This is a genomic window from Arsukibacterium sp. (assembly GCF_033722355.1).
Lineage (GTDB): Bacteria > Pseudomonadota > Gammaproteobacteria > Enterobacterales > Alteromonadaceae > Alishewanella.
On the sequence record NZ_JAWVZF010000078.1, the window covers coordinates 1 to 12,380 of the forward strand.

9 protein-coding genes are annotated in these 12,380 nt (G+C 51.8%); 4 read left to right on the plus strand and 5 right to left on the minus strand.

Annotated features, from left to right (window positions below; genetic code table 11):
• Window positions 1-1,673 (plus strand): S41 family peptidase (locus R3177_RS08765; protein WP_318970656.1); only part of this gene is annotated, 1,673 nt, incomplete at its 5' end.
• A 4-nt stretch (window positions 1,674-1,677) separates the two neighbouring features.
• Window positions 1,678-2,073 (plus strand): hypothetical protein, encoded by a 396-nt coding sequence (locus R3177_RS08770; protein WP_318970657.1) that lies wholly within the window; start codon window positions 1,678-1,680, stop codon window positions 2,071-2,073.
• 25 nt (window positions 2,074-2,098) lie between these two features.
• Here the strand turns inward: R3177_RS08770 and R3177_RS08775 are convergent, their stop codons facing one another.
• The gene (locus R3177_RS08775) at window positions 2,099-2,599 is read right to left on the minus strand and encodes a DUF962 domain-containing protein (RefSeq protein ID WP_318970658.1); all 501 of its coding nucleotides are present in this window, start codon (window positions 2,597-2,599) and stop codon (window positions 2,099-2,101) included.
• Window positions 2,600-2,689: 90 nt separating this feature from the next.
• Entirely contained in the window at window positions 2,690-3,430 is a 741-nt protein-coding gene (locus tag R3177_RS08780) for an endonuclease (protein ID WP_318970659.1), read from the minus strand.
• 292 nt (window positions 3,431-3,722) lie between these two features.
• Here R3177_RS08780 and R3177_RS08785 point away from each other — a divergent pair, with 292 nt between their 5' ends.
• A complete protein-coding gene (locus tag R3177_RS08785; RefSeq protein WP_318970660.1) occupies window positions 3,723-5,132 on the plus strand; it encodes an alpha-amylase family protein in 1,410 nt (469 codons plus the stop codon).
• Between the two features lie 73 nt (window positions 5,133-5,205).
• Window positions 5,206-5,619, plus strand: a complete 414-nt coding sequence (locus tag R3177_RS08790; protein WP_318970661.1) for a cytochrome c — start codon at window positions 5,206-5,208, stop codon at window positions 5,617-5,619.
• 100 nt (window positions 5,620-5,719) lie between these two features.
• Here R3177_RS08790 and R3177_RS08795 read toward each other — a convergent pair whose 3' ends face one another.
• The 3 genes from R3177_RS08795 to R3177_RS08805 form a co-directional block, all read right to left on the minus strand.
• Window positions 5,720-7,444, minus strand: coding sequence for a hypothetical protein (locus R3177_RS08795; RefSeq protein WP_318970662.1), 1,725 nt, complete (start codon window positions 7,442-7,444; stop codon window positions 5,720-5,722).
• 206 nt (window positions 7,445-7,650) lie between these two features.
• Window positions 7,651-10,866 (minus strand): DEAD/DEAH box helicase, encoded by a 3,216-nt coding sequence (locus R3177_RS08800; protein WP_318970663.1) that lies wholly within the window; start codon window positions 10,864-10,866, stop codon window positions 7,651-7,653.
• Between the two features lie 175 nt (window positions 10,867-11,041).
• Window positions 11,042-12,380: hypothetical protein (locus tag R3177_RS08805; RefSeq protein ID WP_318970664.1), on the minus strand; the 1,339-nt coding region annotated here is incomplete at its 5' end.

The following is a 12,380-nucleotide window of genomic DNA, read 5'->3' on the forward strand; positions in this document are numbered from 1 at the left end:
AAGTGGGCCTTCATTTTCAACTGATGGTGGTAGGGCTAACCATGTTCAAACACAGCTTAATGGTCTCAATGGTTATTTTACTCACTGCCTGTGGCGGCGGTGGTGGCAGCTCCGGTAACACGGGCGGCGGCAGTGGTTCCGGTGGCGGATCCGGTGTGACCCCACCCACCTGGACTGCCGGCGTTTTTCCGGCAGAAAGTAATTTTAAAAATTACTGTGCCACACCGCGTACCGGTACTGATCCTTATAATAATAACCAGCCCTACCCTGATCGGGCCGGCACCAGCATGCACGAAAAGATGTGGTTGCGTTCGTGGAGCAATAACACTTACTTATGGTATCGCGAGCTGCCCGACAATAACCCGGCCAACTTCGGCTCAGTGCTGGCGTTTTTCGAACAATTAAAAACAGATGAGCTGACCGACTCCGGCGCCGAAAAGGATAACTTTCATTTTGCCCAGAGTACGGCCAGCTATCAACAACGCACGCAATCCGGGGTCAGTTCCGGTTATGGTATTACCTGGTCTTTTGGCAGCACTACCCCTCCCCGCTCGTTAATTGTGGCCTACACCGAGCCTGACTCTCCGGCAGCCAATGCCAACATATTTCGTGGCGCAGATTTACTGGAGGTCGATGGTATAGACTTTGTTAACGACAATACTCAGGCCGGCGTCAATGCGATTAATGCTGCTTTATTTCCACAAAGTGCCGGTGAACAACATGAATTTGTATTTTTAACCAGTACCGGTGAAACGCTGACGGTAACGATGACCTCAGCCAATGTTGCCAGCAGTCCGGTACAGAATGTTCAGGTACTGGACACCGCTGCCGGTAACGTCGGTTATTTACAATTTAACAGTCATATCGCGCTGGCACAGCCGCAGTTAATTGCGGCCGTTAACCGCTTTGCCAATGCTAACGTGACCGATGTGGTGCTCGATTTACGCTATAACGGTGGCGGCTTACTGGCATTGGCCTCGCAATTTGCTTATATGGTCAGTGGCGACGCGATTATTCAGGATAGGATTTTTGAGAGAACCATTTTTAATGATAAACATCCTAACCGTAATCCCGTCACCGGCCAAACGTTAAGCCCGATGCCATTTTATGGTTTTGAAATTGACTATGAAGCCGGTCGTTTAACCAGTACGCCACTGCCTGAGCTTAACCTTAACCGGATTTTTGTCTTGTCAACCGGCGATACCTGTTCGGCCAGTGAGGCCTTTATTAATGGTTTACGCGGTATTGACGTCGAGGTCATTCTGATAGGTGATCAAACCTGTGGTAAGCCATATGGGTTTTATCCAACCGATAACTGTGGCACCACCTATTTTACTATTCAGTTCAGCGGGGCCAATGCCAAAGGCTTTGGCGAATATGCTGACGGTTTTTACCCGACACCGATGCCGGTTTTTGATGCTGATGTGCAAGGTTGCCAGGTGGCCGATGATTTCTCAGCCCCGTTGGGCAATCCGGCAGAACGGATGCTGGCCAGTGCCCTGTATTATGCTGCAAACAACAACTGCCCGATAGCCGCCGCGGCCCAGAGCGTGCGGCGGCAGCAGCGCAGCAGCGACGACAGCGGCCTGAGCATTCAGCGCCGTGATCCAAGAATGCAGGCTTTCCTGCTGGAGAATAAACTTAATCAGCCAATTAAACCGGCTCAGGAGTAATAACATGGGCCGCAGATTATTTTTGAGCAGCAGCCAGCTGGCTGCTGTCTGGCTGCTGGCCGGCTGCGGGATAACCCAGGCCGAACCGCAGCCGGCCCGGCTTTCCAATATGAACCCGGCGATAAAAGCCGAGCTGCAACAAGCCATTATTAAGCTGATTGGTGGCGAGCCGGTTAAACTTGCTGACAATGCCTTTGCTGACAGCCACCAGCTGTTTATTGAACAGGCCATACTGCGCGACCCGCAAGGGCGGCCGATAATGGGCCGCCATAGTCAGCCGGCCATACTACTGGAGTTACAGCAAGCAGATGGCCAGTGCCTGTTAAGCCATCCGGCCAGCGGTCGTGCCGTAGCATTAACTGACAGTCAGTGTCAGCCTGCCGCCACAGCAGATGATTAGGTATGTGTTCTTACTGTATTTTCGGTTAATGCATTTTACCGGCTATTTTCTCAATATCCTGCTGCAACTGTTTGCGCAGCCCCAGCATGAAACCCATTTCGGCAACCACAAACAATGGGCCGACAAACAAGCCGATAATATCATCAACAAACGCCGGCTTTTTCCCTTCGTAGTAGTGGCCGATAAACTGCAACACCCAGCCAACAACAAACAGTGCCAGTGAACTGCTCAGCCAGATAATAAAAGGCTGGCTGGCTAACCATGTAGCCAGGGCAAAACAGCTGCCACTAAATAGCAGCATCACCAGACCAAAACGTAAATCCAGCCGGAAGTAAAAAATCGCCGTGGCAATAAACAGCAGCAAGGCCGGGGTGAGCATAATGCCCGCCACACTCATCAGCGGCAATGATAATAAGCTGAAAATAGCTACGACAATTAATGGTATACCAATAAAATGAGTTTTAATATTACGCTGGTCACGATGATACAGCGCATACTGGCTTAAATGTTCAGTCAGATTTTTCATCGTTACTTACTCCGGTTCGCGTAGCAATGTCAGTTAACAAAACCTAACTTAGCGAAAAACTTCCAACTTTGCCATAGGGTAATCCTGTCTCTATTGCCTTGTTACCAACCCATAACCGCTGGTCCGGTAACCCGGGTGCCATTCGCGGACGCCACTGATAAAAGGGTTATCGTGGCCCATATACTGACGGACACGCTGGTTTCGTTGCTGCTCGTCAGGGCTTACCGGGTCGAGTTTGTGCCAGGCCATAAACAGCTGCTGCTGGGCACGGGACAGAGTGAGGTTATATTTATCGGCCATATAAAAATAAATGCGGGCAATGTCACCTCTGACTAAGGCTGGCGGTTCAAATACCTGCTGTTTAAAATCGACTTTGATCGGACAGGCGCCATGGCGGTGCGGCGCAGCCGGCAGCAAGCCAAAACGGTAATGGCTGCGATCGCCATTTACCTCGCCGATAGCCGGCACCAGATTATATAAGTCCGCCTCCATCGTCTGGAACAGTCTGTCGGATTTAACGCAGTTTTTTCTGCCACCGGTTTGCCAGCACTGGCGCTGATGGCCGAAATGATAGGCTGGCATGACATGCTCCCATTCAATCCGCATCGCCCGCGGACCATTTTTACGCACCTGATAATCGCAGCTTGTCAGATCAGGAATGCCTTTATTTCCCTGCCAGCGGATCGGGCAATCACAGTAAAAACTGCTAGCATCGGGCGCGTGGATCAGTCGCGCCAGCTTTTTTGCCTGTTCGAAATTAGCCGGAGCCGCCTGAGCGGCCACGGTCAATATCAGCAACAGACCGCTGCCAAAAAATCTGAAAATATTCATTCACTACCACTTAATTCAGTGAATACTGCCGGGCGTTAACTATAACCTGACGCAATCAGCTTTAACATGCTGTTCTGCTGCTATTACAGCGCCAGATCTGGCACCTTGTGTCCCTGTTATTTATATACTGTAAACCAGTTGTCATTTTGGCGTGAAGCAACAATATTTCAGTCTGAGCACCGGGTATGCTGAACCGGTGTTAAAGGGGTCTGGTTGTCACTAACACTTCGTCGGCTTTGCTGGCGGCTCATGCACGGATGTCTTGCAAAACAATAAATGACAGGACGAAAACATGCGAGCTTTTACGTTAACTTGGCGCAGTATGCTACTTGGCATACTGCTGTTTATTACACCGCAGGCGCTGGCCGATGTTATTTTACATGCCTTCGACTGGCATTATAACGACGTCGCTAACCGGGCTGAAGAAATTAAAAATCTCGGTTACAAGGCAGTGCTGGTCGCGCCACCGCTTAAATCTAACGCCGGTAACTGTGCCTGGTGGCAACGCTATCAACCACAGGATATTAGGGTTATTGATCACTGCAAAGGCAACAAGCAGTCTTTTCAGGCGATGATTAATGCGCTGAATGACAGCAACCCGGCGCGCCGGGTCGTGGTTTACGCCGACATTGTGCTCAACCATATGGCCAATGAGCGCAATGGCGCGACCGACTTTCCCGGTCAGGCGGTGCTAAACAGCTATACCGGCAACAGCACTTATTGGAACAACCAGCGCTTGTTTGGTAATTTGACCCAGGGGTTGTTCAGCCCCTGGGATTTTAATCCGGCCAATTGCATCCAGAACTATAACGATGTCTGGCAGGTGCAGAACTGGCGGTTATGCGGCGGTAGCGGCGACAGTGGCTTACCCGACTTAAACCCGAACAGCTGGGTAATACAGCAACAGCGTACCTATCTGCAGGCCCTGAAAAGCATGGGGGTAAAAGGTTTTCGGGTTGATGCTGCCAAGCATATGACAATCTGGCATATCAACCAGATTTTCACCAGCGATATAAAAAATGGCATGTACGTATTTGGTGAAATTATTACCAGCGGCGGGGCTGGTAACAGCGAGTACAACAGTTTTCTGGCACCCTATTTACAGTACACCGACCATAAAGCCTATGATTTTCCGCTGTTTGAAAGCCTGCGCCGGGCATTTAACCCCAGTGGCAGTATGAACGAGCTGGTTGATCCGGGCGCGTACGGTCAGGCGCTGAGCAATAGCCGCGCTGTCACCTTTACCATTACTCACGATATTCCAACCAATAATGGCTTTCGCTATCTGATTATGGACCCCACCGATGAATATCTGGCTTATGCCTATATCATGGGCCGGGATGGTGGTAAACCTCTGGTATTCAGCGACAGCACCGGCACTGATAACAACCGCTGGGTTAACGCCTACCGTGCCAGCTTTATGCAACGAATGATTAATTTTCATAACCGGATGCAAGGCCAGGGCATGGAAGTGCTGGCGTCAAGCAACTGCGCTATTTTATTCCGCCGCGGCCAGCAGGGTGTGGTAGGTATTAATAAATGTGGCGGTCAGGTCACCTTTAACGTAAATACCCATAACCGCTTTTACTGGTACCGGACTTACCGGGATGCACTTACTGGAGCGGCAACCTTCAGTATTGGTGGCAGTAACCATAGTTTCAGCATTCCGGCCCGTCAGGCCAGAATGTGGTATGCCGATTAACAGCAAGCGGGGAAATGCTGGGCTTTTTTCACAAACTATGGCAGGCTGAATATCGCAGTTTCAGGAGCCGCCGATGAAAAAAGCCTTTGCCGCCACTAAACGAACAATCTTGTTGTCTGCCGTATCATTATTAGCGCTGACCGCTGTTAGCGCCTGTATTGAACCTACACCGGATGCCCGTCAGCAGCAACTTATTGCCAGTCTGGCTGAACCACAACGTCAGTTATTTGAGCAGGGCCAGCAGAAAGCTTACGGCTGCGCGGCTTGCCATGGCCGCGAGGGCAATTCGAGCCATCCAGATTATCCCAGCCTGGCAGGGCGCCCGGCAGCTGAATTAAGTCATGCGTTACAGGCTTACAAGAGTGGTCAACGGAAACATGCGTTAATGACGCCTCAGGCCCGTGGCTTAACTGATGCGGATATTACTGCCCTCGCTTATTACTTCTCACTGCAAAACCCCGCAGGATCAGCGGCGATCGCCTACTGAACCGATTGCTACACAGCTCCAGCTTAACTTAACATGTCGCTAAAAAAAACAGGGCAGCCATTGGCTGCCCTGAGATCAATTCAGCATCCTGACAGGCTCACTATTTCGCATCGCCTATTGTCATCTGGCTATGCATAACCACGCCCTGCTCATCAATATCCATCGTGGCCTGAACCTGCATCTGCATCTCTGTTAATGAACTGAACTCGTCAGGAACTGGCTGGCCACTGGCTTGCATCGCCTGTGCCATAGTGCCAAAGAACCGCGCATAGTCCATGCCAAAACTTAACATGCCATTTTTCGCTATCGGCTGCTCAATCACTGCTTTTGCCTGAGCGGTTCCCTTATCACCGGCATAGACCACCAGATGTGAGTCGCTGACCTGCAAAACCGGGGTCACGCCAAAGGCATCGAGCATTGGCAATACCGTATTCAGTGGCAGCTCTTCACCATCAGCCGGCAAGGCAATTTCAGCCATACCGGGGACCATGGCCTTTAAACCTTCCAGATAGCTGCGGGCATTTTTAGCAGTCACACTCAGCATGGCATCAACAGCGGATACCTGCATAGTGTTTGGATCCAGTACCAGGTCATTAATAGTTACGGACGCACCCTGTACACTGTGCACCATAGCACCCGCTGCCAGCATCGCCATCGGGTTAGTCTGTTGCATTTTTTGCTGTAGTTCTGCCAGTTGCGGACATTGATACGCCGGTTGGGTTAAACCACGCCACAGCTTGGTGACTGCAGGCGCGAACTCGGCCATATCAAGTCCCAGTGCAAAACTGAATATGGCGTCATTAAGGCCATTTGCAATATGATCAGGAACAAAGCCACGCATACTGCTCAGCGTGTTAATCGTTTCTTTATTCGACGTCGGCAACAGCATCTTGCCCCGGACATGACTTTGCTCACTGGCTTTACTGGTAATTTTGCTATCGAAATAAACGCCTGGCCAGCTGGTGGTAATACTGGTTAAATCCTGCTGACATTCAGCAGTGCGCCAGGGCTCCATGGCAGCAACAAACTGCGGGCTGGCCATCAGCTGAATATCATTTGCCAGCCGGTTGCCAGCGGTCGTTGTCAGCCCGGTGACCAGCTGCTGAAAACTGATAAAGCCGACCGCATTAGGGTTTAAATTATAGTTTTCGATGATGGTTGCCAGTTGGTTATCACTCAGAATACTGCGCTCTGGTTTTACCGCCAGCAACGCCAGCTCGCGGGTTTGTTCACCCTGAGTTGGCAACAGCAATGTCATATTACCCCAGCCGTCGGCTACCGACACCAGTAACTCAACCTGATATTCGCCAAAACTAAAAGGGTAAGAGCGAAAGCCGCCATCCGCACCGGGAATAGCCTGATGACTTATACCACTGGCTTCCTCGGCCCGGTCAAATAATTTCCAGAATGCGGCTTCGTTTGCCAGTTCAACCCGCATCACAGGCGATAAACCCACCATATAATTTAGCGAGCGCACCTGAGATTTTATCCCGGTAATCACTTCCAGCTGCTCCGGTTGCGCCAGTGCCCGCATATATTCACCGGCTAAATTCAGGACAAAACGCCACTGTGGCTCGTCAGTATTGGCGGCAAGTTCTGCCAACTGTTGCTGACTGGCTTCGCTGTAATAATCGGGGCTTACCCCAAAAGCATTCAAATAGGCAATAAAATCAACCGGCTCCAGCTGCGCCGATAAAAATACAGTGTCGGCAGGCACAAATTCCAGCGCCGGGTGGTCAACAACGGCGCCGTCTTTCCCGGTAAATTTAACATAGCCATAAATCGCGCCGGCAATAATGGCCACCGCAACGAGTAATTTACGCATCACTGACTCCTTGATATTGTTATTAAATCCTGCCCTTTCGTTTTGGGCTGTACAGCTGCATACTGCAAATTGCGGCAAAATCGGTTTGCCTGACGCCTGGCATCTCAGCAGTTTTAACCGCACTGATATTACATTCTTAACTGCTTAATAACAATGTTGTCGTAACAGCTTTTAGCCGCTGACAATGCTAATGCTATACTGCAGCGTCATTCGTCGCTGCTAAACAGCGCCAGTAAATCCGCCGCCTGACCCTGCCAGACCTGCCCTTTACTGCCACCTAATAACTGATCGGCAAGACCTTGCTTAAAGCTCTGTAATTGCTGAACTTTTTCTTCTACTGTATTGCGAGCTATCAGTTTGTAGACAAACACTGCTTTATCCTGACCAATCCGATGTGCCCGATCTGTTGCCTGCTGTTCCGCAGCCGGGTTCCACCACGGATCATAGTGAATAACGGTATCGGCTGCGGTCAGGTTTAGGCCTGTACCGCCGGCTTTCAGACTGATTAAAAATACCTCGGTTTCACCGTTCTGAAAGGCATCAATCTGAGTCTGGCGCTGTTTAGTCTGGCCGGTGAGCTTGCTGTAACTGATGCCCATAAACTGCAGCTCCTGTTCAATCAGATGCAGCATACTGGCAAACTGACTAAACAACAGAATACGCCTGCCCTCTTCCAGCATTTCGGGTAAGGTGTCTCGCAGCCATTGTAACTTGGCATTATGGCGTACGCTTTGTGCCTGCTCTATTGGCACCAGCCGGGCATCGCAACACACCTGACGCAGCTTTAATAACGCATCTAAAAACTCGATCTGGCTGGCCGCAACGCCTTTGCGGACAAACAGCTCCCGGACCTTTGTCTCCATAATCAAGCGGATACTTTCATACAGATTTCGCTGATCAGCTTCCAGCTCCAGCAACTGCAGTATTTCTGTTTTTTCCGGTAGTTCAGTGGCAACCTGGTTTTTAGTCCGGCGCAGCATAAAGGGGGCTATTTTCTGACGCAGCACCCGTGCCCGCTCTGTATCGCCGTGCTTTTCAATCGGTTTACGGTATACCTGACTAAAATGCTGCTCGGTACCCAGTAAACCCGGCAATACAAAATCAAACAGTGATTTTAATTCGCCCAGATGGTTTTCCAGAGGCGTGCCGGTTAGCGCCAGGCTGAAATCGCGATGCAATGCCCTGACACTCTGGGCAGCCTGACTGCCGGCATTTTTAATGTGCTGAGCTTCATCCAGTACCACTACACTGAAACGATGCTGGCGGTATAAGGCGATATCGCGCACCAGCAACGGATAGCTGGTCACAATAAGCTGGTAATTGACCAGTTCCTCAAACAATGGCCGACGTTTCGGACCATATACCTGAAGTACTTTTAAATCCGGGGTAAAGCGGCGGGCTTCCTGCTGCCAGTTCCCCAGCAAACTGGTAGGACAGACAATTAATGCCGGATGCTGCAGCTCGCCCTGTTGATACTGCTTTAAAATAAAACTGAGGGTTTGCAGGGTTTTACCCAGGCCCATATCGTCAGCCAGTACCCCACCCAGGCCATATTGTTTTAAGAAGCTCAGCCAGTTTAAGCCCTGCTGCTGATAGCCACGTAAAGTTGCCTGTAAGTTGGCCGGCAGCGACACATCAGTAATGCCGCTGAAATTATGCAGTTGCTGATTGAGACTAGCCAGCCGGTTGGCATTTAAGTACTGGATTTCAGCCGCACCAGGCGGCGGCAGAATGGCGGCTTTGTAATCAGGTAATTCAAGGGTCAGCGGTGCTTTATGCATATTCAGCAGCTCGACGATGGTATCGATAAGCGGCTGAATTAAGGTCATTGGCAGTGCCAGCTTGCCCTGCGGTAAACTGAGCCAGATCTGCTGGTTATCGCTCGGCAAGCCATTCTGGCGCAGCCACTGGCTGATAAGTGGCAGCAGCGGTACCTGCTGGCCGTCAATGTCTACCTGAATACCAAGCTCAAAACCGCTTTGCCTGCCATCTTTTACCTGCAGATACGGGGTGGCTGCCAGAATATCCAGATTGAAATCGCTGGCCTGCTCAACCAGCCAGCCGTCATCACGCAAGCTGTCAAGCTGCTGCAGCAAGGGTTGCCACAATTCCGGGTTATCGGGACCATCGCCGACACCAAAGGCGGCCAGCTGGGTATGCGGAGCAGGTAAGGGAGGCAGGCTGTGCAGCTCCAGCTCAAGTAGCACCTCGAGCGCCGCCGTTTCTGTAGCCCGCTGCCGCTTGACAAAATAAGTACCGGTATCCTGCCGGACTTCGGTTTGCGACGCCTGTAAATCCAGCGGTAGCCGATGTTTATCATAGTCAAAACTGAGTATCGCAACCGGCTCCGGCCGCCCTTTATTATGACGTGGTAACATTTTTAACTGCAGCACCGGCGTGGGTGTAACATTAACTTGCTCAACGTCCAGCCCTGCCGGCATCGGCAGGCTGATTTTCGGTAATAACTGCTGCAGACGGCCCAACCGGCTTTGCAACAGGTGAGCAGGCGCAGGCGGCATCTTTGACAACAGTTTCAGCTCCCGGCCGCTTAACGGGGTGTTCAGTCGTCCCAGCTGATAATGTTCGGTATCGAGGTAACAGGGCGGATCGGTGAATACCAACACACTGTTGTGATCATTCCCTATCTTCCAGCCTAACTGCTGGCCGGCTTTGCTGCTGTGCCAGCTTAATTCCAGTGGGCGTGGCTCGCCCCAGCTCAGCGGATAACGCGCCTCACTGAACATACAACGCTCTGTTGCCAGTAATTGTTGCAGTAACTGGTAGCCCCAGCTGTCTTCCAGCACTGACTGGTCGGCCAGGTTGTGGCTGCGGAACAAAGTTAACAGCTGATAGTCACTCTCCGTTAACCAGGCCGGTGGCTGCGGACTGACCAAATCGTACTTGCCGATGGCCTGGCCCTTGGTAAAGCCGCCTTTTTTCATTGGTCTGACCCGACGCGGATACAACTGCAATCCGGCCTGACCGTAGCTTAGTAAGTACAGCACCGTATCTCCGCTGTCGTCACGGCGGGGTTGCTGCAACTGCTCCAGTTCGTTAAACCAGCTGTCCAGTTTCAGCTGGGGCAGTTGTTTTATCCGCAGCTGTTGCTGAGCATAATCGCGTTTTAACCTTAAAAGTACCGCCAGAGTATGCTTGCAGCGATGGCCCACCGGACAACTGCAACTATCGCGCAACACCCAGCCATCTTCTTTCTGCGCCAACACGATATTCTGCCGGTACGGTGCAAAACCCGCCCCCCAGACCTGGGCGCTTACCTGGCTTAAATCATCGTTGTACTCCAGCTTAACCACTTTGCCGGCCTGCAAATATGCGCGGGCCCGATGCATGGTCGTACTGTCAAACCATTGCAATAAGCGGTTTTCATCCAGGGGAAAAACATGCTGTTCAGTCGGGCTGCTCAAAATAGTGTTAACTCATCCTGAAATGCGTTCTGGTAGCCGCGTTTAGCCCGCCGCCACCGAAAACCTCCATGCTAGCTTACTTTGGCAGCAGACCAAAGCGTCTTTGTGGATTGTCGGTGGTTTTTCAGCAAATTCGTTAGCCGGTTGCCCTGGCCGGACAGTCAGGCAGCACCCGCTAAAAATAATAATCCAGACTCAGTTCCAGATAGTCGTCCTGACGCAGATTATACAAAACATCAGTGACATCATCGGTCTGAAACAGCCAGGCATTCAGTCGCAACCGCAGGCTGTTAGTCAACCGCATAGAGGCTTCCAGTCTGGCACTGCGGCTGCTGCTGCGATCAAGATCCTGCAATATGCCAAACAATATTGCACTGCCTGCCACATCATTCAGTGCCAGGCGCCAGCCCACAAACATATCATTCTGGCCAATAGCGGTCGCCTGCAGACCGCGACTGTCATATTGATACTCGGCTAACCAGCCTAAATCCCAGTTCTGGTTAAATACGCCAACCCGGGTGTACTCAAAGCCTGCAGTGGCCGCCGCAAACTCCTGCGGGCCGCTGCGCCGGTAAATACTTTCCAGTTTCCACAACCAATCACCACTGACATACTGGGCATCAACGCCAAATTGTTGCATCTGAAAATAGTAAGGCTGCAGCCGCTGAGTGTCAGCGAGCGGAATAAGCAGCGGTTCGCGGCTGTTACCGGCAAAATAACTGAGTCCCAAATCCACTGAACTGAAGCGTTGTGACCAACGCAGCGCAACATCCAGATTATGGCGCTGGTCATCCGATTCATACCGGGCAATATCATGGTCAACCGGCCAGGGCGCCGTCAGCCGGCCAGCGGGATCGGCAAATAACCGCTCGCGAAAATAAGGTAATAAATACAGCTCCAGCGTGCCGGCGCTGTTCCATCCTTTAAAGCTCAGCATCGGCTGGCCCAGCCGGGTTTCCATGTCCACGCCGCCTACCATATCAACCTGGTTGATGACGTCAACCAGCCGCTGGGATTCACTGACACCCCAGAATACAATGTCATTGCCGGCTTTAATCTCCCAGCTGCGGGCAGCATAGCGCCAGTAAGCCTGACGCAGATCCAGCAAATTGCTGGCGCTGTCACGCTGGTGCCAGCGCAAAAACGGTGTCAGCTGAAAACTGTGGACAGCAGCGTCATCCTGCCATGACCAGTCAGCCAGCAGACTCAGCAGGGTATGGGCGCGAGCATCGTCAGCCTCACCACTTTCAGGAAAATATCGTTGCTGCGCCGTGATCTGGTATTGCTGGCGTAAACTGAATCCGTCCGCAGGCGGGGTCTGGTCTGCTCCAGACGCTGTCGATACTGCGACGCTGACTGCCACAGGGTCAGCCACTTTGGACACCGGCGTTTGCTGCGCGTCAACGCTGACCGGCTCTGTGACCACTACCGGCGTCGGATCAGGTGATTGTCCGGCAGGGATTGGCGTCATTGCTGGCGGCGTACCGGCAATTGTTGCCGGCGCGGCAGCTGAT

What these genes read in the sequence shown, in the direction of transcription:
- R3177_RS08780 (WP_318970659.1), bottom strand. Translation starts at nt 3,430, where the DNA reads ATGAATATTTTCAGATTTTTTGGCAGCGGTCTGTTGCTGATATTGACC.
- R3177_RS08785 (WP_318970660.1), top strand. Translation starts at nt 3,723, where the DNA reads ATGCGAGCTTTTACGTTAACTTGGCGCAGTATGCTACTTGGCATACTG.
- R3177_RS08795 (WP_318970662.1), bottom strand. Translation starts at nt 7,444, where the DNA reads ATGCGTAAATTACTCGTTGCGGTGGCCATTATTGCCGGCGCGATTTAT.
- R3177_RS08775 (WP_318970658.1), bottom strand. Translation starts at nt 2,599, where the DNA reads ATGAAAAATCTGACTGAACATTTAAGCCAGTATGCGCTGTATCATCGT.
- R3177_RS08790 (WP_318970661.1), top strand. Translation starts at nt 5,206, where the DNA reads ATGAAAAAAGCCTTTGCCGCCACTAAACGAACAATCTTGTTGTCTGCC.
- R3177_RS08770 (WP_318970657.1), top strand. Translation starts at nt 1,678, where the DNA reads ATGGGCCGCAGATTATTTTTGAGCAGCAGCCAGCTGGCTGCTGTCTGG.